We start from the raw sequence: 23,195 nt of genomic DNA on the forward strand, positions 1-23,195 counted from the left end.
CAGATTAATCAAAACAAATGGCCAACTATACCCGCAGCTATTCGCCAGCGAGCACACGACCAACATACTTAGCAACGGCGGACACCTTAGAAATTGTTCCCGAGTAGTCCATATAGGTGGGGCCAACCACCCCCAATCCGCCCAGTGCGCTGCCCTGGGAGCCGTAACCGGTGGTAATCACCGTTGCGCTGCGCAGCTCAATGTCTTCATTTTCGCCGCCAATATGCACGCGCACTTGGTCAAGATCAGTGACATTGGACAGCAGTTTCAACATGACCACCTGCTCTTCCAAGGCTTCTAAAACCATGGGCAGGCTCGCGGAGGTTTCCCGGCTTAAGCGGGTGAGGTTTGAGGTGCCGGCGAGGATCAGGCGGTCAGAGGGTTGATCGACAAGCGTGTTCACCAGCACATCGCAGCAGCGGCGCATGGCATCACGAATATCGGTTGGGGCTTGCTGAGCCAACTCCTCCAGCGCATCTGATGCAGCCGTCAGCGTTTTCTCCCCTAGCGCGCCGTTGAGCAGATCGCGCAGCACATTAACTTCTTCCGCCGCCAGCGGTTCCTCAAGTTCCACGTTGCGCTGATCTACACGGCCAGTATCGGTAATGAGCACCAGCAGCAAGCGCATCGGCGACAGCGGCACCACCTCGCAGTGCTTCACGCGCGCTGTTTTCAGGGTGGGCAGCTGCACCACGGCAGCCTGATGGGTGAGCTGAGACAACAGCTGCACAGACCTGCGCAGCACGTCCTCTAAGTCCACTCCCCCTTCAAGGAAGCCCAAAATAGCGCGCCGTTCCGCCAGCGACAGCGGTTTGATGTCATGGATGGAATCAACAAAAAGGCGGTAACCCCTTTCGGTTGGTACCCGGCCAGAACTTGCATGCTCCTGGACGATAAAGCCATCGGATTCCAGCACCGACATATCGTTGCGGATCGTCGCAGAACTCACGTTGAGCTTATGGCGCTCGAGGAGTGACTTCGATCCGACAGGTTCCTGAGACGCAATGTAATCAGCGACGATGGCCCGCAACACTTCGTATCTACGTTTCTCTGTTGCACTCACCATGTCTGTAACCCTACTAAATATTTAGTCTTCTTCACTAAGCAAAATGTCGGCGATGATGCCGTCGGCAAGCAAACGTCCCGCATCGGTCACCGCCAGGTTGCCCAGCGCATTGATGTGCAGCAGGCCTCCTGCGATATGACGGTCGATGACCGGGCGCGCTGCGGGTGTGAAAAGGTTCAGCGGCACGCCTTGTTTCAGGCGCAAACCAAGCATGACGCGCTCGGTGTGGTGATCTTCCGCGGTCAGCATCTCTGTTTCCTTAATGGGCAGCTCGCCGGCCGCAATCTGCGCGGAGTAACGCGCTGGGTGCTTGATGTTGTAGAAGCGGCGGTCGCCGATGTGCGAGTGCGCGCCCGGGCCAGCACCCCACCAGTCGCCATCGACCCAATAGCCCATGTTGTGCTTGCATTCTCCGCCGGGTTTCGCCCAGTTGGATACCTCGTACCAATCGAAACCCGCTGAGCGCAGGCGAGCGTCGATAAGCTCAAAACGATCAGCGTAAACATCCTCGTCCGGCGCTGGCAGCTCGCCCTTGCGCACCTTGCGCGCCATCGCCGTGCCATCTTCCACGATCAAGGAATAGGCAGACACGTGATCCACGTTCGCTTCGAGCACCGCATCCAGCGTCTTGCGGACATCATCATCGGTCTCTGTCGGCGTGCCATAAATCATGTCCAAATTGACATGCTCAAACCCCGCCCGACGTGCCTCCTTGGCCGCCGCCACCGGGCGACCTGGGGTGTGCGTGCGGTCCAGCACCTTCAAAACGCTTGACGACGCCGACTGCATTCCTAACGAAATCCTGTTGTAGCCCGCCTCACGCAGGCCATCAAAAAACTCAGGCGAGGTAGACTCCGGATTGGACTCCGTGGTGACTTCCGCACCATCCGCAATGCCAAAAGTATTGCGCACAGCCCCCAAAACCCTGGCCAAACCGTCCGCACCAATCAACGACGGGGTACCCCCGCCAATAAAGATAGTTTCCGCCTGCCGAGGATTATCCAGCGAAGCCACAGCCATCTCCAACTCAACTTCCAACGAGTCAAGATAGGTGTCCGGGCCTGCAGTACTACCCAATTCCCCAGCAGTATAGGTGTTGAAATCGCAATAACCGCACCGAGTTGAACAAAACGGCACATGAATATACACACCAAAAACTGACATGCCCCAAGCCTAGTGCCTGCCCCCTATACATGATTAATTGATGTTAAACATAGCGAATTCCTAAGAACAGGGTAGAGTGCAGGGTATGAAACGGAAGATGGTCGCAGCGGCGCTGGCAACAGCGCTTCTTTTTGGGGCTGCACCTGCGCACGCTTCCGAATTGGTAGAGCCCACCACAGTTGGAGAGTCAGTGGCACTCGATCCCAACAAAGCAATCAGTATTCTCACCCCAGATCTCTGGGAAGACATTGAGGCAAAACCAGGCGATATCGTCCACATCCCCTACCAGGGCACCCGAAACTACGAGGACCTCACGGTAGAAGTCGCGAAACCTTTCGAAGATTTCCAAATCCTCGTCGGACTCGACAACAGCATCGTCATCGCAGTGCCAAAGAACTTAAGTGGCGCAGCATCAGTCGCCCCAGTTTTCACTGTCTCTGACAAAAACGGTGAGATCGACTCTTTCACCATCAAAGTAAGCGTCGAGCCACGCCGCCAAAGCGACGAAGAAAAGCGCTCCGCACTATTTGATGTCATCTCTGAGCTTGCCCACCGCATGCCTCATCTGCCATTCGTGTCAGAGTTGCTGAAGTACTAGAACAGTAACGAGAAAACCCCGGGAGTCGCGTTGAGCGCCCGGGGTTTTAGTTTTTGCTGCACCGAGATTTCTAGGAAACAGCGTTGCGCTTTTGCGCAAGCTTGTCTGCAACCCGGGCCACGACAGCGTCGATACGCGCACGCTCAAGCAGGAAACGTGGCGGGTTGCTGCCTCGCATGGTGCGCACATACGCCGGATTGGCGGTGCCCACTGCGTTGATCCATGCGCTGGTGGCGCTTTCGATCACCGCTGCAACGCGGCCATAAAGCAGTGGCAGAGACAGGGAATCCAGATCGTTGGCCACCTTGTCAGTTTCCGCCAGCACCCACTCCACAGTGGCCTCCAGGCGCTTAACCACAGCGTCGGTGCGCGCATTGAGCGCGGTCGACAGATCGCGTACATCAACGAGGCCGGCATCAATATCGAAGTCGCGCTCCAGCTCGGAGGCGGTCAGGCGTTCCGGCTTATCGACGTCCACCTCCACCGTAGCTCTAGCGCTCACGGTGCCCTGACGGATACCAGTGGTTAGTGCGTGACGCAGGCCTGAAAGTTCAGCCACAACAGTGCGGGAGTCATCGCGGGCTTCAGTGATGATCTCATCGAATTCAGCGAGGCAATCTTCCACGAGCTCCAGATCCCAGTCGGAGACTGCTTCCATGATGTGCTCAATGTATTCAGCGACCTCGTCGCCGATGTTGTAGATCTCCTGGGTCAGCTCTCGGTGGCGTAGCTGTGCGGTTGTACTGCTCATCGCGTTCCAACACACCTTCCTTTTCTTGCCTCGTAGCTAAAGTTCTAGCCGGTCTTGATCCGGTTTGCGAGCCGTCCTCTAGCCAATTTCTCAGCTATTTTCCAGCTAACATTCGCACCAAACACGACAGGAGTCACACGGTTAACAACCATGTTTTTCAAGCTCTTTAGTGCATTTTCACACCTTGAGACCCTCAAGTAACACTTGAGAGTTTCCCTTAACGGGTTCTGACTTTATGTGAAACAGCTTGGAATGTCGTGACGGCGCGCCGGTGTGTCGGAAATTTGAGGTCGTGAGATGAAGCAAGAGCTGACAGCGATTGCGGTTACCTCACTAAAGCCCGAGAAAAATCACCACGGCAATGCCGGCAACTCCATCGCCGAGACCAATTCATTGAGAATCCGCGTGGGTTCGCCACGTGACTCCTCATCAGATAGTCGCGACAAATATTTATCTACAACCTTCAGGGCTGCCGGCTCGGTTCCCTGCTGGCCAATGCACTCCACCACATACTGCGGATTATCCTGAGCGAAAAGCCACTCGGGATCACCAAACGTCAGACCCGGATTTGAGCCCAAAGTAAAGAACTCTTCATCCCCGTCCGTGCCAGTGGCTGCAATGTAGGCGAAATCCTCCATCACGCCCACAGCGAAGCGTGTTGGTGCTTCGCCGACTTCGGTGCGGGTCCATGTCGATCCATCCCAATCAAATTGGGTCTCTGTGTTACTCATCGGTTGTAGATGTGGTCGATGGCGTCTGCGTAACGGCGAACAACAACGTTGCGCTTGACCTTCAGCGTTGGGGTCAGCTCGTCGGCTTCCTCGGTCAGGTCGCGATCAAGGATGTAGAACCGCTTGATCGCCTCTGAATGAGACACCGTGGCATTAGCGTTGTTGACTGCATCCTGGATTTCCGCACGCAGTGCAGGATCAGTAGCAATCTCAGAAACCGTGCGGGATTCCGCAATGTTGTGGTTCAGCTTCCACCGCTTCAACATATCTGGATCCAAGGTCACCAGCAGGCCAACGAATGGTTTACCATCGCCCACCACCATGGCCTGGCTGACCAGTGGGTGTGCGCGGATGATGTCTTCCATGGGTCCTGGGGAAACGTTCTTGCCGCCCGCGGTCACGATCAGATCTTTCTTACGTCCGGTGATCACCAGGTGTCCAGACTCCAACAGCTCACCCAGATCGCCGGTGTTGAACCAACCGTCGTGGAGGGCTTCTGCTGTGGCTTCTGGGTTGTTCCAATATCCCTGGAACAACATCTCGCCTTTGAGCATGATTTCGCCATCTTCATTGATCTTGATGGTCATGCCACCCATCGGCTTACCCACAGTGCCGATCTTTTGATCAGTGAAGTCCACCGCTGCAGCAGCCGCAGATTCCGTCAGACCATAACCTTCGTAGATGGTCATGCCCACACCGCGGAAGAAGTGCAGCAGCTCCTGCCCCATCGCTGAACCACCGGTGATGGCGTACTGCACATCGCCACCGACAGCTGCACGGATCTTGGAGTACACCAGCTTGTCAAACGCTTTATGTGCCATAACCTGGGACTTGCTTGGGCCTTCTGCAGTATCAAGAGCCATGGAGTATTCAATGGCCGCCTTTTCGGCACGCTCAAACATGATGCGCTTGATTGCGCCACCGTCAGCAGCATTAGCAGCTGCGGCGTTGCGGACCTTTTCAAACACGCGTGGAACACCCAAAATCAGGTTCGGGCGGGAACGCTGCAGTTCCAAAGTAAGGGTGCTGAAATCAGACCAGTGGGACTGGGTTGCACCGGTGACAGCGAAGGCCAAGTGCACTGCGCGAGCAAGAACGTGCGCCAAAGGAAGGAAGGTGAGCAACCTTGAACCTGGCATCGCGATCGCTCCGATGTCATTGGTGATCAGCGCTCGGACCTCAGCCAACCAGTGGTAGTGGGACAACTCGCAGCCCTTCGGCCTACCAGTTGTGCCAGAGGTGTACACCAAAGACGCCAGGTCAGCGGCCTTGGTTGCATGAATGCGTTCCCACACCAGCTCATCAGAAAGCTCGCGGCCCTCAAACTTCAAGGTCTCCAACGCCGAAGAGTTGATCTCTAGAATGCGGCGCAGCTTGGAAGGTGAACCCTTAATCGCTGGAGTTCCGTCTTCACCGATGACCAGGTTCTTCATCAAGTCGGTATGATCAGGGGTTTCGGTAATGGCCAAAACAGCGCCGGAATCCTCAATGATCCACTCAATTTGGGACAGTGAAGAGGAGCTGTAGATAGGCACGCTCACTGCGCCAGCGGCCCAGATAGCGAAATCAAGCACAGCCCACTCATAGCGAGTATTGGACAGTAGCGCGACGCGGTCTCCCTGCTCTACGCCGACTGAAATAATTCCTTTTGCAACTGCAAAAACCTCGTCCTGAAATTCTTTGGCAGTTACATTCACCCACTCATAGTTGGCAGGCTTGCTGAACAAAACTCCGTAAGGTCGAGTCTTAATCTGATCTAGGAGGGCGGTCAGGCAGGTTTCAGATTCTCCGATGGTGTACTTGGCAGGTTCAGTGTATTCCTGCAGGGTATTAGGTGAAGTCATGGTCAAATTCAACCTTTCCTTTAATTTAGCTGTACTTGTGTCGTCACGTCTTTAGTCACGTTTTTGGTCAAATCTTTAGGCATATCTTTAACCACATGGAATTTTTCTCTATGTATTCAGTGTGTCAATAACTTCTTATATCTGCACCAATCAGGGTGTATAAAAGCCACCCCAAAGCCCAATCCAAAAGATGTATTTTCTAACAAACCTACCCTCACGCTACAAATATGCTGTGCCCACACGCTATTAGTGGCATAATGTTGTGTTGTGACTGCTCGCAGATTTTTGAATGAACTCGCCGATCTCTACGGCGTAGCAACTTCCTACACTGATTACAAAGGTGCCCATATTGAGGTCAGCGATGACACATTAGTGAAAATCCTGCGTGCTCTGGGTGTGAATTTAGATACAAGCAACTTCCCCAACGATGACGCCATCCAACGCCAAATTGCCCTCTTCCATGATCGAGAGTTCACTCGCCCACTGCCTCCATCGGTGGTTGCAGTTGAAGGTGATGAACTAGTTTTCCCGGTGCATGTGCACGACGGTTCCCCTGCAGATGTCCACATCGAATTGGAAGACGGCACGCAGCGGGATGTTTCTCAGGTGGAAAACTGGACAGCGCCACGGGAAATTGATGGGATTAGGTGGGGCGAGGCATCGTTTAAGATTCCTGGTGATCTCCCCTTGGGTTGGCACAAGCTTCACCTTAAATCCAATGAACGCTTAGCTGAGTGCGGTTTGATCATCACCCCGGCTCGTCTGTCTACTGCTGATAAGTATCTTGATTCCCCTCGCAGTGGTGTCATGGCGCAGATCTACTCTGTGCGTTCCACGTTGTCGTGGGGCATGGGTGATTTCAATGATTTAGGAAACTTGGCAAGTGTGGTTGCCCAGGATGGAGCAGACTTCCTGCTCATCAACCCTATGCACGCTGCAGAGCCGCTGCCTCCTACTGAGGACTCTCCTTATCTGCCCACAACCAGGCGCTTTATCAACCCGATCTACATTCGGGTAGAAGATATTCCGGAGTTTAATCAGCTTGAGATTGATCTACGCGATGATATCGCAGAGATGGCTGCGGAATTCCGCGAACGCAATCTGACCTCAGACATCATTGAGCGCAATGACGTCTACGCTGCAAAGCTTCAAGTGCTGCGCGCCATTTTTGAAATGCCTCGTTCCAGCGAACGTGAAGCCAACTTTGTCTCCTTCGTGCAACGGGAAGGCCAAGGTCTTATTGATTTCGCCACCTGGTGCGCGGACCGCGAAACTGCACAGTCTGAATCTGTCCACGGAACTGAGCCAGACCGCGATGAGCTGACCATGTTCTACATGTGGTTGCAGTGGCTATGTGATGAGCAGCTGGCGGCAGCTCAAAAGCGCGCTGTCGATGCCGGAATGTCGATCGGCATCATGGCAGACCTGGCAGTTGGTGTGCATCCAGGTGGTGCTGATGCCCAGAACCTCAGCCACGTACTTGCTCCGGATGCGTCAGTGGGCGCCCCACCAGATGGATACAACCAGCAGGGCCAAGACTGGTCCCAGCCACCATGGCATCCAGTGCGTCTTGCAGAGGAAGGCTACATTCCGTGGCGTAATCTGCTGCGCACTGTGCTGCGTCACTCCGGCGGAATCCGCGTGGACCACGTTCTTGGTTTGTTCAGGCTCTTTGTCATGCCACGCATGCAATCCCCTGCTACGGGCACCTATATCCGCTTCGACCATAATGCGTTGGTAGGCATTCTAGCCCTAGAAGCAGAACTCGCAGGCGCCGTTGTCATTGGTGAAGATCTGGGAACGTTTGAGCCTTGGGTACAAGATGCATTGGCTCAGCGTGGCATCATGGGCACCTCGATCCTATGGTTCGAGCATTCCCCAAGCCAGCCGGGTCCTCGCCGCCAGGAAGAGTATCGTCCGCTGGCCTTGACCACTGTGACCACTCATGATCTCCCTCCGACTGCTGGTTATTTGGAGGGCGAGCACATTGCTCTTCGTGAGCGATTGGGTGTGCTCACCACTGATCCTGCTGCAGAACTCGCTGAGGATCTGCAGTGGCAAGCGGAGATCCTTGATGTCGCAGCATCTGCTAACGCATTGCCAGCCCGGGAATACGTGGGACTCGAACGCGATCAGCGCGGTGAGTTGGTTGAGCTGTTGGAAGGCCTGCACACTTTCGTTGCGAAAACCCCTTCAGCACTGACCTGTGTCTCCTTGGTAGACATGGTCGGTGAAAAGCGGGCACAGAATCAGCCGGGCACAACGAGGGATATGTATCCCAACTGGTGTATCCCACTGTGTGACAGCGAAGGCAACTCCGTGCTCATTGAATCGCTGCGTGAAAATGAGCTGTATCACCGTGTGGCAAAGGCAAGCAAGCGAGATTAGGTCCGCTTCAGTTGTGGTGGCTCCGAATCTGATGAACAATGATCATTCCTAGTTCATTTACATCTTTATCAAAGAGAGCCACCACCTACTAATGCGACTTCTTGGTCGAATTTTAAAAACCACGTCTGCGCTTTGGCCCTACTATCTCGGAATTATCGTCGTATCCATTGTGATCGCGGCGTTGTCGCTGCTGTCGCCGTTTATTCTCCGCGAAGCAACAGATTCCATTGTTTCTGCAGTAACCGGATCTAACACCGTCGATGCCGTTACTCGCACTATTATTTTCTTAGCTTTAGCCCTGTTTGTCGCAAGCCTCCTCAATACGGTGATGACCAACATCGGTGGCTACATCGGTGATGTCATGGCATCTCGTATGCGCCAGATTCTGGCCACGCGCTATTACGCAAAGCTGTTGGCGCTGCCTCAGAAGTATTTTGATAATCAGGTCACCGGCACCATCATCGCCCGCCTTGATCGATCAATCAACGGCATCACGCAGTTCATGCAGAGCTTCTCCAACAACTTCTTCCCCATGCTCATCACCATGGTGGCAGTGCTGATTATTTCCGCGATTTACTACTGGCCTCTGGCAATTCTGCTGGCGATGTTGTTCCCGATTTACATGTGGCTGACGGCGTTGACATCGAAACGCTGGCAGAAATATGAGGGCGAGAAAAACCACGAAATCGACGTGGCTAACGGCCGCTTCGCTGAGGTTGTCGGCCAGGTCAAGGTTGTTAAATCATTCGTCGCAGAGACCCGCGAGCTCGCTGATTTCGGTGGGCGTTACGGCAAAACAGTAGCGATTACCCGGCCGCAATCCGGTTGGTGGCACCGCATGGATACTCTCCGTGGCGCGGCACTAAATATCATCTTCCTGGCCATTCACCTGCTGATTTTCTACCGCACCTTGCACGGCCATTTCACCATCGGCGACATGGTCATGCTCATCCAGCTTGTCACCATGGCGCAGCAACCGGTGTACATGATGAGCTACATCGTCGACTCCGCGCAGCGCGCCATCGCCGGCTCCCGCGACTACTTCGAGGTCATGGCGCAGCAGGTCGAGCCCACCGCCAATAAGGAGCTTGTCGACGCCACCCTCGCCTCAGACACTCCACGCATCAGTGTGGGCACGCCCGCCGCGCTGCCCGCTGGAGAACCAGCGATGGAATTCAAAAACGTCACCTTCGCCTACGAAGAAGGCAAGCCGGTTATTTCCGACGTGTCCATTACCGCCCGCCACGGCGAGCGCATCGCGTTGGTCGGTGAATCCGGCGGCGGTAAATCCACCCTAGTCAACCTTCTGTTAGGTCTGTACAAACCAAACAGCGGCAGCCTTGCAGTATGTGGCGTGGATGTTAAAGATCTGACTTCCGAGGAACTTCGCGCATCCGTGGGTGTGGTCTTCCAGGACGCCAGCTTGTTCTCTGGATCTATTGCAGAAAACATCGCCTACGGTCGCCCAGGTGCCACCCGCGAAGAGATCATCGAAGTGGCTAAGAAAGCCAACGCACATGAGTTCATTTCCGCCTTCCCTGAAGGATATGAAACCGTCGTCGGTGAACGCGGGCTCAAACTTTCTGGTGGCCAGAAGCAGCGCGTCTCTGTGGCACGGGCCATGCTTAAAGATGCCCCACTTCTTGTTCTCGATGAAGCCACCTCTGCACTGGATACCAAGTCTGAGCAGGCAGTCCAAGCCGGTTTGGAACAGCTGATGGAAAACCGCACCACCTTAATGATCGCCCACCGCCTGTCCACCATCGCAGGCGTCGATACCATCGTGACCATCCAAAACGGACGGGTTGAAGAGGTCGGATCTCCTACCGAGCTCGCAGTCTCAGGCGGTATCTATTCCGAACTGCTGCGCCTGACCAACTCCACAGCAGAAGCCGACCGGGAGCGTCTGCGCGCCTTTGGTTTCACTGGCGATGCACCAGCTGAAGAAGAGGACTAGCCCCGCGAAAGAACAATCCCCCAGTGCCCAAAGGTACCAGGGGATTTTTCTTAATTCCATGCTCTAGATCAAGGAAACAAGCCACGCAATAACAACGATGACCAGCAACACCACGAGCGCTTGGGTAACGCGTGACTGTGGGTACTTGCGCTTACGCTTCGGGAGTTCTTGGTCTCTCTTGCGGAGCTCTTCTGGGTTAGCCATGGTGTGGTTCTTGTCCCTTTCCGGAGGATTGTGGTGTTCCAATTCGCTGCACCCAGGCGCCGAGGATGTCGACTACGCGGAGCAGAAGTACTGCTAGCAACGCGCAGACCACTACTGATCCTAGGATGACGATCGGTGACTGGATCCACAGCGGTGATGTTGTAAGCAGCTGTGAGATCCGGTCGAGGAATGCAGTCATGGGTTATTAGCCTACACCGGGTTGTTTAGATTGCCCCAGCCAGACCTCGGCGGCGCAGAAGTGGGCCGAGGTCTTTGGAACGGCCACGGAGTTCTTCGAAGGCGTTGCTGTAGTCGGAGGCTGCGCCGCGGGATAAGACCAGGTCACGGAATTTCTGGCCGGCGGTGCGGGCTGCGTCGAGGGAAGCCACGGATCCGGCTGCGCCTTCTTCGCGGAACCAGTCGAAGCCGTCGGCGTCGAGTGCTTCCGCCCACAGGTAGGAGTAGTAGCCGGCTGAGTAGCCGCCAGCAAAGATGTGGTTGAAGTAGGTGGATCGGTAGCGCGGTGCAATGTTGTCCACGTCGAGGCCTGCTGCGGCTAGTGCGTCGGCTTCGAATTGGTCAATGTCATTGACTGCTGCGGCTTCCGCTGCGGACAGGGAGTGCCAGGCCAGGTCGATAATCGATGCTGCCAAGTATTCGGAGGTGGCAAAACCTTGTCCGAATTGGCGGGATGCTTCCACTGCCTCAAGCAGGGAGTCTGGAATGATGTCGCCGGTGTCCACGTGGCGGGCGTAGTTGCGGACTACTGCAGGGTCGAATGCCCAGTTTTCGTTGATCTGGGAGGGGAATTCTACGTAGTCGCGGGGCACGGAGGTTCCGGAGAAGCTTGGGTAGCGCACCTTGGACAGCAAGCCGTGCAGGCCGTGGCCGAATTCGTGGAAGATGGTGGTTACTTCATCGAGGCTGAGTAGTGCTTCGCCGGTGGTTGGTTTGGTAATACCCATAACGTTGACCACGACTGGCTTGGTGCCTAGCAGCTCGGATTGGTCGACAAAGCTGGACATCCAAGCGCCGCCCCGCTTGGATGGTCGGCCGTAGTAGTCGGTAAGGATCAGGCCGATGCCGGAGCCGTCAGAATCGAGGACTTCCCAGACGTCCACGCCCTCGGCGTAACCGCGCAGGTCAGGGCGTGGTTCCACGGTGATTCCGTAGAGGCGGTTAGCAGCGAAGAAGACGCCGTCACGGAGTACTTGGTTCAGTGGGAAGTAGTTGCGCAGTTCGGTTTCGTCCAGGGCGTAGTCGCGGGCGCGGACTTTGGCTTCCCAGAAGCTCCAGTCAGCTGCGCCGACTTTTTGGCCGTGTTCTTCTGCTTCTTCGGCGGAGAGTTTGTATTCGGCTTTCGCATTGGCGGAGGCGGCTGGGGCGAGATCATAAAGCAAGGCACGCACGGCTGCGACGTCATCGGCGGTTTCTTCTTCGATGACGTAATCGGCGTGGGTGTCGTAGCCTAAAAGTGCGGCGCGTTCAGCACGCAGACGCACGGTTTCGAGCAGCACGTCCTTGTTCAGGCTGGCGCCACGCTTCTGGGAGGCTTCATAAAGCTTTGCACGCGAGGCGGATTCGGTTAATACTGCCTGCTCTGACTGCACGGTGGGCAGTTCCAGCGGAACCACGTAGCCTTCGGTGCCAACTGCTGCTGCGTAGTCAGCGGCGGCGGATATGCGGCCTTCGCTAAAACCGGCAAGTTCAGATTCTTCAAAGTTGACCGCCAGATCGCGGGTGTCTTGAAGCAGATTGCGGCCGAACTGTTCGGACAGTGCCGATAGGCGCTGGTTGATGGTGCTCAGTCGGGCCTTGCCGTCGGCGTTGAGTGCTGCACCGCGACGTCGAAAAGCGCGCTTGGTGTGGGACAGCAGGCGTTGCGATTCCTCGTCGGCCGGTGCTTCTACGGCCTCAATGCGCGCGAAAAGCGCAGCATTGTGGAAAATCACATCCGAATGCGCGGAGAGTTTCGGCGCGATAGTGGCTGCGATTTCATCCATTTCAGGGGAGGAATCGGTGCCCTGCAAGTTGAAGAATACGGCGGCGACGCGGTTGAGGGACAGGCCTGCGCGTTCCAGGGCCTCAATGGTGTTCTCCCAGGTAGGCGCGTCCTCATTGGTAGCGATCGCTGTAATTTCAGCATCGTGTTCAGCTAATGCGAGTTCGAAGGCGGGCAGGAAATCGCCCACCTTGATCGCTGCGAAATCGGGCAGCTGGTAGGGCAAGGTGCTGGGCTTGAGCAGGTGTTCAACAGTCATAGTGACCGATACTAGTTGCTAGAGTTTTCATCATGTCTGCCACCTCTTCCGTCACCGTTGAATGCCCGGCGGGAACCATCACCGGCGAGCCCCATTATTTCCGCTCGATTCCCTACGCAAAGGCGCGCCCGTTTGCTGATGCCGAAAAGCTAGAACCCCTGCGCATTGATGCGACCGGCAAGCACGAGGGTCTCTATTTAACGTTGGCAACCCCGGAGGCACGGTTCGGCGCGGATGCCCCGGTGATCGTTTATATCCACGGCGGAGGATATGACGGTGGCACGCGTTTCGATGCCCGCACCGAGCCCACTTTCTTCCGTGAACAGGGCTTTGTGGTGGTCTCGATCGATTACCGCGTCGGCCTGGAGGGCTTTGCGCGCTTCCACGACGACGAGGCCAATCGTTACCGCGGCATCGATGATTGCGTGCTCGCGCTGGAGTGGGTGCAGAAAAACATCGAGCATTTCGGCGGCGATCCCACCAACGTCACCCTCATCGGGCAGTCCGCGGGCGCCGGCATCGCGCTCTGGCTCACGCGCCTAGACCACTATAAAGGTGCTTTTCGACGCCTGGTTGCGCTCTCCCCCAGCTTCCCGCGCCAGCCATTCGCTGCCCGAAAAGGTGCTTTACGACGCGCCCTGGGCAAACCCGTCACCCGCGCCTCGCTGGCGGGCATCAAGCCCGCACGCTTGGACAAAGGCTACCGTCGCTTTGCTCGCCGCTACTTCACCGACCTGGCACTCGGCCCTACCCCATACGACCCGAATGAGCTGGCCGACATCGATTTGATCATCTCCTCCACCCGCGATGAAATGTACGGACACCGCGCAGGCTTATGGTTCGACCAGCGTGGCTTCGGCGTAAAACTGGCGGCTCGACTCTTTGGCCTGGAGAATTCGGATACCTATATTAAGGAAGCCCGCAAGATCGACAACCGCGTTGTAGGCCGCATGATTGGTGATGCCGTGATCCGCCGCTACGTCGCGCAAACCGAAAAAGGTTGGTGGATGGAATTTCCCGGCAAGCACTGCGATGACCTGTCCTTGGTCTTCTTGGAAGATTCCGAAGCACATCGCCACATCGCCTCCTTCGCCCGCGGGGCTACGCCATCGTGGCCTCAATATTCCGAAGAAAACCGCGCAGCTCTCTCACTAGTCTCCGGTGAAGCGAAAGTGGTGAAAGACCCGCTACGCATGGTGCGCCTGGCTTTTTAGAATGTGCTGCAAACCTCCTGGCATTTCTCTATCCTGGCAGGCATGACTGATACCTCTCCGTTGAATTCTCAGCCGAGTGCAGATCACCACCCTGATCACGCGGCTCGCCCAGTTCTTGATGCCCACGGCTTGATCGTTGAGCACGAATCGGAAGAGTTTCCAGTCCCCGCACCCGCTCCCGGTGAACAGCCCTGGGAGAAGAAAAACCGCGAGTGGTACAAAGACGCCGTTTTCTACGAAGTGCTGGTTCGTGCCTTCTACGATCCAGAAGGCAACGGAGTCGGATCGTTGAAAGGCCTGACCGAAAAACTGGATTACATCCAGTGGCTCGGCGTGGATTGCATTTGGATCCCACCGTTTTATGATTCCCCACTGCGCGACGGCGGTTACGATATCCGCAACTTCCGTGAAATCCTGCCCGAATTCGGCACCGTCGATGACTTCGTGGAACTCGTTGACCACGCCCACCGCCGAGGCCTGCGTGTTATCACCGACTTGGTCATGAATCACACCTCCGACCAGCACGCATGGTTCCAAGAATCCCGGCGCGACCCAACCGGCCCCTACGGAGATTTCTATGTGTGGAGCGATGATCCCATGCTGTACAACGAAGCCCGCATCATCTTTGTAGATACAGAAGAATCCAACTGGACCTATGATCCGGTGCGTGGCCAGTACTTCTGGCACCGCTTCTTCTCCCACCAACCAGACCTCAACTACGACAACCCCGCAGTCCAAGAGGCCATGCTTGATGTCTTGCGTTTCTGGCTGGACCTGGGACTTGATGGTTTCCGACTAGATGCCGTTCCTTATCTTTTTGAACGCGAAGGCACCAACGGCGAAAACCTCAAAGAGACCCACGATTTCCTCAAACTGTGTCGCTCTGTCATTGAGAAGGAATACCCTGGCCGAATCCTGCTCGCAGAAGCCAACCAATGGCCCCAAGATGTGGTCGAATACTTCGGTGAAAAAGACAAAGGCGATGAATGCCACATGGCCTTCCACTTCCCTTTGATGCCGCGCATTTTCATGGGAGTTCGCCAAGGTTCACGCACCCCGATCAGTGAGATCCTGGCCAACACCCCGGAGATTCCCAAGACTGCCCAATGGGGTATTTTCCTGCGTAATCATGATGAGCTCACCCTTGAAATGGTCTCCGATGAGGAACGCAGCTACATGTACTCTCAGTTCGCCATGGAACCTCGTATGCGTGCCAACGTAGGAATCCGCAGGCGCCTTTCCCCACTGCTTGAAGGCGACCGCAACCAGCTGGAACTCCTTCACGGTTTGTTGCTGTCTCTACCTGGCTCACCCGTGTTGTATTACGGTGATGAAATTGGCATGGGCGACAACATCTGGCTCCACGACCGCGACGGAGTGCGCACCCCCATGCAGTGGTCCAACGACCGCAACGGTGGTTTCTCCAAAGCTGATCCTGAACGCCTGTACCTTCCTGCGATCCAAAATGATCAATACGGCTACGCCCAAGTAAACGTGGAAAGCCAACTCAACCGCGAAAACTCCCTGCTGCGCTGGCTCCGCAACCAAATCCTGATCCGCAAACAGTACCGCGCATTTGGTGCCGGAACCTACCGTGAAGTGTCCTCCACCAATGAGTCAGTGTTGACATTTTTACGAGAACACAAGGGACAAACCATTTTGTGTGTCAACAACATGAGCAAATACCCGCAGGCAGTCTCGCTTGATTTACGTGAATTTGCAGGACACACCCCTCGAGAGATGTCAGGCGGGCAGCTGTTCCCTACCATTGCTGAACGGGAGTGGATTGTCACTTTAGCCCCTCACGGATTCTTCTGGTTTGATCTCACCGCCGATGAAAAGGACGATATGGAATGAGCATTGGCCAACACATCATCACCGAGCGTTTCTACGGCGCCAAGTCCCACACCATCGACAACGTAGATATTGTGTTGTCCCGCGAATGTGGCGAGAACACTTTAGCTGTAGTGCGCATCAACAATGCGCTGTATCAGTTGTTGGTCAATGATGACGGCAAAGATGTTCTCAACGACCACGTAGAAGAGGTCGGTGCGAGTTTCGGGGCATGGACTGGCAGCTCTGCTTTTCCCATTGGCCCTTTCACCCCGCTCGGCACAGAACAATCCAATAGCTCTTTCATCACCGCCGACAATAAAGCGATCGTGAAATACTTCCGCAAATTAGAATCCGGGCAAAACCCCGATGTGGAGCTAATTTCTAAAATTTCCTCCTGCCCCAACATCGCGCCCATTCTGGGTTTTTCCTCCGCTGAGATCTCCGGGGCTAACTACACCTTGGTCATGGCGCAGCAGTACGTTCCAGGTTTGGATGGCTGGTCACATGCGCTGACTACTACCTCTGGCAGCTTTGCAGAGGATGCAGAAAAGATCGGCGAAGCCACCCGCAATGTTCACACTGCTCTTGCATCGGCCTTCCCTACTCGGGTAGTTCCCGTAGAAGCACTCGCCGATGCGCTCACTACCCGCCTTAATGAACTAATCTCCCAAGCTCCCGAAATCGCCCGCTTCAAAGAAGCAGCCATCGACCTCTACCAATCGTTGGAAGGCGACGCCCACATCCAACGCATCCACGGTGACCTCCACTTGGGGCAGCTCATCAAAACCCCCGAACGCTACATCCTCATCGATTTCGAAGGCGAACCTGCCCGCCCACTTAATCAACGACGCCTCCCCGACTCTCCCCTGAAAGATCTCGCCGGCATCATCAGATCCATCGACTACGCAGCCTACTTCGATGGCGAACACACCCAATGGGCCAACGAAGCCACCGCGCTATTCCTCGACGGCTACGGATCAATAGAAGACCAAGAACTCCTCAATGCCTACATTCTGGACAAGGCGTTGTACGAGGTTGCCTATGAAATAAACAACCGCCCCGACTGGGTGAAAATCCCACTCGAAGCGGTCGAAAGGCTTCTAGACTAGTTAGTTACTCTGCGTCAAACGCTTCCAGGATGGCTTGGCGCAGCTCAGGGGCGCTAAGCTGATCCACTAGCCATGGAGAAAACACAAATGGTGTGGCATCAACAGCGTCGAAAAGCTTCTGCGGTTCCACCCACTCGAACTCCTCCACCTCATCATCCAGCGGCTCCACAAATTCCCCCACCGCTAAACGCACGAGGTGGACCGGGCACAACTCCCACTCCACAATGCCGGACGCGTCGACAGCACGGTACTGGTAATCAGGCAGAATCTCCTGAATATCCAAGAAGGAATCCACCTCCAGCCCCAACTCATCGACACCCCTGCGACGAATCGCATCCGCGTTTGTCTCATCCGGACCAGGGTGCCCACACATAGAGTTCGTCCACACACCAGGCCATGTCTTCTTCGATAACGCACGACGCGTCACCAACAGCTCCCCACGCGGGTTCAAAATATAGGTGGAAAACGCGAAATGCAGAGGCGTGTCCTTAGTGTGCACCGTAGCTTTCGGCGCGGTACCAATAGCATTGCCCTCGGAATCAGCTAAAACAACCAGTTCAACCTCAGTAGTCATGCCCCTAAGCTTAGACACATTGTTGCGTTAGCCCCTCACCCAGTCACCAATCACACCCGGAACAACCGGCCCCCGATCACCCAGCAGCGCCGCCAAATTGCGGTCTTCCTCCACCGCAGACGTCACCGTTTTCACCTTGCCGGTATTCTTCTGCCCACCGCCGGCGCCTCCCATGGGCATCATGGGCATCATAGGCATCATGCCGCGCCCAAAATTGCTTATCGACGCCTTCCCACTCCCTGATCCCACCATCCCCAGGCCAGAACCCGACTGCGAACTAGATCCAACCGACGATCCAGTCTGGCGCGCATACTTGCTCTGAGAACCAGTACCACCTGCACCAACGACGCCACCAGACATTCCGCCAGCACCACCCATCATCGGAGCGACAGCTCCCGCGGAAGAAGCACCATGAGTTCGAGCTCCCATCAACGAATCCGAGGTAATCCCCGATCCTGCAGGACTCATCCGACCGCTACTCGTCGAACCCACCATCCCCGGCGCGCCAGGACCACCAGTCATTCCTGATACCGAACCACCTGCGGATCCGGCCGCTCGACTACTGATCGCTCCAGGTGCCGAAGATCCAATCGAGCCACCCTGCGCGCCCAATCCAGCACCGCTGCCAAGCGCACCAAGTGACGATGCCGCAGACATCGAGGAAGGAATCGCTCCGGACGCTGAAATAGGCGTAGAAGTAGGCATAGCCAGACCATTCGCAAGGCTCTGCCCAGCTGAGGCAGCAGAGGTCAACATATCCCCAATATTGATGCCATCCAACTGATCAGTGACAGTGCCAAAACTTCCAACCCCACTTTGCCCCGCAGCACCTTGAACCGCTGCATCCGGCGCGATACTGCCCCCATTGGCGACACCACCCTGCGCAGCTCCCGACGGAGTCAACCCCGTCGCAGACCATGCCTGCCCACTGCCAGCAATCTCATCCATCCCCAGAGCAATTTCCCCCGCAGAACCATTCGCCCCCTTCATCTGCATCAAATTGCTCACAGGAGGCATACCCGTCAACACATCCGCCTGAAAAGTAGCCTGAAACGACGCCAAAAACGCCCTCTCCGCAGCAAGCCTCTGCACCGGATCCAAAATCGCCTTAATCGACGTCGCAGCCATAAACACCTGCATGCGATGCCCCATATAAATCCGATTCAGCGTCCCCACCGACGCCCCCATCATTTTCGCATTCGCAGCAAACGTCGCCCCCGCAGCCGCCACCTCATTAATCCGAGCAGCAGCCTGCTCAAACGTTTCGCCTGAGTTCTCCGCCAAAATCTCACCAGCAATCGACGACAACGAAGCCGACACATTGCTAATAGCCGACGCCATAGAGCCCCAAGACCCCTGCGCCTCCAAAACCGCCCCCGAGTTGGTTCCGGAAAACTGACTACACAACGCATCCAACGACAACGAAGGACTAACAGCTGGTGGATTAAAAACGAAAGACTCAAACCGAGGTGCCGGCCGCGCCGGGAACATTACCGACTCTTCTACAACCCTGCCACCGGTATCCGCTACATCCATACCCCTAGCGAATAATTCATCCTGGCCAGTCAAAGCCGCACCAGAAGCCTGCAAAGCCGCAGACAACCACTCGATTTGTTCGGCATAGGAATTCAGCACAGAGTTTGCTGCGCCTGCCCCACCATTAATCACGCTCCCGTGACCGGAACCCAATTGATCGAGTCCAGAGACGGGCGAAAACGCGGATAGAATTGTTGATTTCATTCCCACTTGAGATGCAGTAATAGCTTGATGCTGAAGCTCATTCAAGCGAGACACAGCACTACTGATGGACGAGGGATCAATTTTCAACGTCATGGAATTCCCCTTAGTTCCTTGATGAGATTTTCTAAAATTTCAACAGCATCAGAGCACAAGATTTCTGGCTCCCAGCCCTCACCTAATTCGAGATAGTCAACCGTAAGCCGGCCCCAGTCATAGTCAACTGCTGCCTCACATTGACGACCCGTCTCGGACATTTGATGCACATACAGATCTGGATTGTCATTGGATCCCCAATCCAATGTCTCTAGATCTTGGTTTTCAACAAATTGTCGGTTCACTTGGTCAGTTGAAATGAGCCACGTACCTGAAAAATCCTCTCTGTCTGCTTTCCCGAAACTGCAACCTAAACCTGTCGAGCCGAGGTAAGCGTCTTCAACAATCAAGACTCCCAATCCAGCTTCTTCGAACTGTTCTTGCGTGAGTACTTCACACGGATGAAATTGGCTGGCAAGTATGTCGTTGGTCGGCTCCGTGGATGCAGCCTCCTCCGACGTTGACGTTGCGGTTACCGTGACGGTTGTGGGAGTGGTGGATCCACTCGTGCAGCCGGCGACAGTCAATGCGATGCCGCATACGAGCAGCCAGATTCGTCGCATAAAAATACCCCGATCTTTGTAGTCGTAACGAGGGCCGTGAAAAGGCACTCATAAGCGTTAGACTGCAAAAGTTCGGGGTAGGTTCCCTAAAATTCAAATTATTTTTTGAACTTACGCCAAGCTGTTCAAATTGCCTGAGTAGATGACGTTTCCGATCTGGAATTCAGCATTCGACAATGAGCCGTTTGAGGTGTTGAACGCGTATTGCAGGTTCGTTGTCGCGCCGGCACCCAGTGGTAGGTCGAGTGGGATGTTGTCGTCGCCGGAGAGGGTTTCGATGTTGGTTTTGTTGCCGTTGTAGTCTTCGATGTCCAGGGTGGGTGGATCGATGGCCTCGGCTGGCAGGGCTACGTCGTTTAGGTTTTTCACCGCGATGTGAATAATTGAGCCACCGTTGGTGCCGTAGCGGGTGCCTCGGAAGATAAATTCAACATTGAGACCTGGGTCTTCAACCCTGATATCGCCGCTTGGGATTGTGATTGGGCTTACCTCTTTGGCTTCGAACACCGGGGTTGAGGTAGTGGTTACTTCCATGGTTTCCTCAGCGGAAACGGCTTGGCTATCAGCACTTTCACCCGAACAGCCTGCAAGAAGTGCGACGGCTAACAGGGCTGGGATTGTCCTCAACTTCACTTCGGGCTCCTTCTTAGTAATAGGTTCGTAGAAAAGTTTACTAGCCTAGAGAGTATGCGATTTCCTGAACTCGAAGAATTGAAGAATCGCCGGACCTTGAAATGGACCCGGTTTCCAGAAGACGTGCTTCCTTTGTGGGTTGCGGAAAGTGATTTTGGCACCTGCCCGCCGTTGAAGGAAGCTATGGCAGATGCCGTTGAGCGCGAGGTCTTCGGATACCCACCAGATGCTACTGGGTTGAATGATGCGTTGACTGGATTCTACGAGCGCCGCTATGGGTTTGGCCCAAATCCGGAAAATGTTTTCGCCATTCCGGATGTGGTTCGTGGCCTGAAGCTTGCCATTGAGCATTTCACTAAGCCTGGTTCGGCGATCATTGTGCCGCTGCCTGCTTATCCTCCTTTCATCGAGTTGCCTAAGGTGACTGGTCGTCAGGCGATCTACATTGATGCACATGAGTACGATTTGAAGGAAATTGAGAAGGCCTTCGCTGACGGTGCGGGATCACTGTTGTTCTGCAATCCACACAACCCACTGGGCACGGTCTTTTCTGAAGAGTACATCCGCGAGCTCACCGATATTGCGGCGAAGTACGATGCCCGCATCATCGTCGATGAGATCCACGCGCCACTGGTTTATGAAGGCACCCATGTGGTTGCTGCTGGTGTTTCTGAGAACGCAGCAAATACCTGCATCACCATCACTGCAACTTCAAAGGCATGGAACACAGCTGGTTTGAAGTGTGCTCAGATCTTCTTCACCAATGAAGCTGATGTAAAGGCATGGAAGAACCTATCGGATATTACTCGTGACGGTGTGTCCATCCTCGGTTTGATCGCTGCAGAGACCGTGTACAACGAGGGTGAAGAATTCCTTGATGAGTCAATTCAGATTCTCAAGGACAACCGTGACTTTGCGGCTGCTGAACTGGAAAAGCTTGGCGTGAAGGTCTACGCACCGGACTCTACTTATTTGATGTGGTTGGACTTCGCTGGCACCAAGATTGAAGAGGCGCCTTCTAAAATTCTTCGTGAGGAGGGTAAGGTCATGCTGAATGATGGCGCAGCTTTTGGTGGTTTCACAACCTGCGCTCGTCTTAATTTTGCGTGTTCCAGAGAGACCCTTGAGGAGGGGCTGCGCCGTATCGCCAGCGTGTTGTAAATAATGAGTAAAAAGTCTGTCCTGATTACTTCTTTGATGCTGTTTTCCATGTTCTTCGGAGCTGGAAACCTCATCTTCCCGCCGATGCTTGGATTGTCGGCAGGAACCAACTATCTACCAGCTATCTTAGGATTTCTAGCAACGAGTGTTCTGCTCCCGGTGCTGGCGATTATCGCGGTGGTGTTGTCGGGAGAAAATGTCAAGGACATGGCTTCTCGTGGCGGTAAGATCTTTGGCCTGGTGTTTCCTATTGCTGCCTATTTGTCCATCGGTGCGTTTTACGCGCTGCCGAGGACTGGGGCGGTGAGCTATTCGACGGCGGTTGGCGTCGATAATGCGCTTTATTCGGGCTTGTTTAACTTTGTGTTTTTTGCGGTGGCACTGGCGTTGTCGTGGAATCCGAATGGCATTGCAGACAAGTTGGGTAAGTGGCTCACGCCAGCGTTGCTCACGTTGATTGTGGTGCTGGTGGTGTTGTCGGTAGCCAAGTTGGATGGCACGCCAGGTGAGCCAAGTAGTGCGTATGCGCAGCAGCCTGCGGGGGCGGGTTTGCTTGAGGGCTACATGACGATGGATGCGATTGCTGCGTTGGCGTTTGGCATCGTGGTGATTTCTGCGTTCAAGTACCAAAAGGTTAACAAGGTCCGCACGGCAACTGTCGTGTCGGCGTTCATTGCCGGAATTTTGTTGGCGCTGGTTTATCTTGGTTTGGGCTCAATCGGTCAAGTAGTAAACGGTGAGTTCGCTGATGGCACCGCAATTTTGAACTACGCTGCACTGTCCACGATGGGTCAGGCTGGTCGCATCATGTTCGTGGCCATTTTGATCCTTGCATGTATGACCACCGCAGTTGGTCTGATCAGTGCGACGTCTGAGTTTTTCAATTCGCTGCTGCCAGGTGTCAAGTACCACGTCTGGGCCACTGTTTTCGCGCTGATTTCCTTTGGCGTTGCCACGATGGGATTGGATACGGTGTTGGCCGTTGCGGCTCCAGTGATTAGTTTCATTTACCCATCGGCCATCACCTTGGTGTTCTTGTCGCTCATCGAGCCCCTGCTGTTCCGTCTCAAGTGGACCTACCTATTCGGCATTTGGACTGCAGTTGTGTGGGCGCTGTTCATGTCTATCCCTGCGCTGAATCCATTCATCGAATGGGCGCCGCTGCACAGCATGTCTTTGGGTTGGGTTGTCCCAGTTCTCGTGGCCTCTGCCATCGGTTTGGCTATTGATTGGAACAAGAAAGGTGCCCAGTCTGTTGCAGAGAAGGAATCCATTTCCGTCTAATCGCTAATTGCGAGGAGTCTTTGC

General features: G+C 55.0%; 20 protein-coding genes. 8 read left to right on the forward strand and 12 right to left on the reverse strand.

Features of this window, described 5'->3' with window-relative positions:
• Positions 1 to 37 precede the first annotated feature (37 nt).
• Both hrcA and hemW read right to left on the reverse strand, forming a co-directional pair.
• Positions 38 to 1,066 carry a heat-inducible transcriptional repressor HrcA gene (gene hrcA / locus KW808_RS11385; RefSeq protein ID WP_003859450.1) on the reverse strand — a complete coding sequence of 343 codons (1,029 nt, stop codon included), beginning with the start codon at positions 1,064 to 1,066 and terminating at the stop codon, positions 38 to 40.
• Positions 1,067 to 1,087: 21 nt separating this feature from the next.
• Entirely contained in the window at positions 1,088 to 2,230 is a 1,143-nt protein-coding gene (gene hemW / locus KW808_RS11390; protein ID WP_034983843.1) for a radical SAM family heme chaperone HemW, read from the reverse strand.
• 97 nt (positions 2,231 to 2,327) lie between these two features.
• Here hemW and KW808_RS11395 point away from each other — a divergent pair, with 97 nt between their 5' ends.
• Entirely contained in the window at positions 2,328 to 2,828 is a 501-nt protein-coding gene (locus tag KW808_RS11395; protein ID WP_003859446.1) for a hypothetical protein, read from the forward strand.
• Between the two features lie 70 nt (positions 2,829 to 2,898).
• On the opposite strand, the gene KW808_RS11400 is transcribed toward KW808_RS11395, so the two are convergent.
• The 3 genes from KW808_RS11400 to KW808_RS11410 form a co-directional block, all read right to left on the reverse strand.
• Positions 2,899 to 3,579, reverse strand: coding sequence for a hypothetical protein (locus KW808_RS11400; RefSeq protein WP_003859444.1), 681 nt, complete (start codon positions 3,577 to 3,579; stop codon positions 2,899 to 2,901).
• Between the two features lie 350 nt (positions 3,580 to 3,929).
• The gene (locus KW808_RS11405; protein ID WP_003859442.1) at positions 3,930 to 4,310 is read right to left on the reverse strand and encodes a hypothetical protein; all 381 of its coding nucleotides are present in this window, start codon (positions 4,308 to 4,310) and stop codon (positions 3,930 to 3,932) included.
• On the reverse strand, positions 4,307 to 6,154 hold the full coding sequence (locus tag KW808_RS11410; RefSeq protein ID WP_003859440.1) for an AMP-dependent synthetase/ligase: 1,848 nt from the start codon (positions 6,152 to 6,154) through the stop codon (positions 4,307 to 4,309). Before KW808_RS11410 ends, KW808_RS11405 begins: the two co-directional genes overlap by 4 nt.
• 267 nt (positions 6,155 to 6,421) lie before the next feature.
• On the opposite strand from KW808_RS11410, the gene malQ reads away from it, so the two are divergent.
• Positions 6,422 to 8,542 (forward strand): 4-alpha-glucanotransferase, encoded by a 2,121-nt coding sequence (gene malQ / locus KW808_RS11415; protein WP_003859437.1) that lies wholly within the window; start codon positions 6,422 to 6,424, stop codon positions 8,540 to 8,542.
• A 91-nt stretch (positions 8,543 to 8,633) separates the two neighbouring features.
• A complete protein-coding gene (locus tag KW808_RS11420) occupies positions 8,634 to 10,499 on the forward strand; it encodes an ABC transporter ATP-binding protein (protein WP_003859435.1) in 1,866 nt (621 codons plus the stop codon).
• 63 nt (positions 10,500 to 10,562) lie between these two features.
• Here the strand turns inward: KW808_RS11420 and KW808_RS11425 are convergent, their stop codons facing one another.
• From KW808_RS11425 to KW808_RS11435, 3 genes are read right to left on the reverse strand one after another with little or no spacing between them, the layout of a single operon-like run.
• A complete protein-coding gene (locus KW808_RS11425) occupies positions 10,563 to 10,703 on the reverse strand; it encodes a hypothetical protein (protein ID WP_003859434.1) in 141 nt (46 codons plus the stop codon).
• Complete coding sequence (locus tag KW808_RS11430; RefSeq protein ID WP_003859432.1) at positions 10,696 to 10,902, reverse strand: hypothetical protein; 207 nt, start codon at positions 10,900 to 10,902, stop codon at positions 10,696 to 10,698. Before KW808_RS11430 ends, KW808_RS11425 begins: the two co-directional genes overlap by 8 nt.
• Positions 10,903 to 10,927: 25 nt before the next feature.
• Positions 10,928 to 12,964, reverse strand: coding sequence for a M3 family metallopeptidase (locus tag KW808_RS11435; protein WP_003859430.1), 2,037 nt, complete (start codon positions 12,962 to 12,964; stop codon positions 10,928 to 10,930).
• A gap of 32 nt (positions 12,965 to 12,996) precedes the next feature.
• Between KW808_RS11435 and KW808_RS11440 the strand changes: the two genes are divergently transcribed.
• From KW808_RS11440 to KW808_RS11450, 3 genes are read left to right on the forward strand one after another with little or no spacing between them, the layout of a single operon-like run.
• Positions 12,997 to 14,178, forward strand: coding sequence for a carboxylesterase family protein (locus tag KW808_RS11440; protein WP_003859429.1), 1,182 nt, complete (start codon positions 12,997 to 12,999; stop codon positions 14,176 to 14,178).
• A gap of 42 nt (positions 14,179 to 14,220) precedes the next feature.
• Entirely contained in the window at positions 14,221 to 16,035 is a 1,815-nt protein-coding gene (gene treS, locus KW808_RS11445; protein WP_230622966.1) for a maltose alpha-D-glucosyltransferase, read from the forward strand.
• Positions 16,032 to 17,123: a trehalose synthase gene (locus KW808_RS11450; protein WP_003859426.1), complete on the forward strand. Its 1,092-nt coding sequence runs from the start codon at positions 16,032 to 16,034 to the stop codon at positions 17,121 to 17,123. Before treS ends, KW808_RS11450 begins: the two co-directional genes overlap by 4 nt.
• Positions 17,124 to 17,127: 4 nt before the next feature.
• Here KW808_RS11450 and idi read toward each other — a convergent pair whose 3' ends face one another.
• The 4 genes from idi to KW808_RS11470 form a co-directional block, all read right to left on the reverse strand.
• Positions 17,128 to 17,697, reverse strand: a complete 570-nt coding sequence (idi, locus tag KW808_RS11455) for an isopentenyl-diphosphate Delta-isomerase (RefSeq protein ID WP_003859424.1) — start codon at positions 17,695 to 17,697, stop codon at positions 17,128 to 17,130.
• Positions 17,698 to 17,724: 27 nt separating this feature from the next.
• Positions 17,725 to 19,530 carry a hypothetical protein gene (locus KW808_RS11460; protein ID WP_034983849.1) on the reverse strand — a complete coding sequence of 602 codons (1,806 nt, stop codon included), beginning with the start codon at positions 19,528 to 19,530 and terminating at the stop codon, positions 17,725 to 17,727.
• Complete coding sequence (locus tag KW808_RS11465) at positions 19,527 to 20,093, reverse strand: DUF3558 domain-containing protein (RefSeq protein WP_003859420.1); 567 nt, start codon at positions 20,091 to 20,093, stop codon at positions 19,527 to 19,529. Before KW808_RS11465 ends, KW808_RS11460 begins: the two co-directional genes overlap by 4 nt.
• 111 nt (positions 20,094 to 20,204) lie before the next feature.
• A complete protein-coding gene (locus KW808_RS11470; RefSeq protein ID WP_003859418.1) occupies positions 20,205 to 20,726 on the reverse strand; it encodes a hypothetical protein in 522 nt (173 codons plus the stop codon).
• 54 nt (positions 20,727 to 20,780) lie between these two features.
• Here KW808_RS11470 and metC point away from each other — a divergent pair, with 54 nt between their 5' ends.
• Positions 20,781 to 21,887: a cystathionine beta-lyase MetC gene (gene metC / locus KW808_RS11475; protein ID WP_003859416.1), complete on the forward strand. Its 1,107-nt coding sequence runs from the start codon at positions 20,781 to 20,783 to the stop codon at positions 21,885 to 21,887.
• A 3-nt stretch (positions 21,888 to 21,890) separates the two neighbouring features.
• A complete protein-coding gene (gene brnQ / locus KW808_RS11480) occupies positions 21,891 to 23,171 on the forward strand; it encodes a branched-chain amino acid transport system II carrier protein (protein ID WP_080708840.1) in 1,281 nt (426 codons plus the stop codon).
• Positions 23,172 to 23,195: the final 24 nt, after the last annotated feature.

The sequence above is a fragment of the [Brevibacterium] flavum genome, assembly GCF_019317305.1.
Taxonomy (GTDB): domain Bacteria; phylum Actinomycetota; class Actinomycetes; order Mycobacteriales; family Mycobacteriaceae; genus Corynebacterium; species Corynebacterium glutamicum.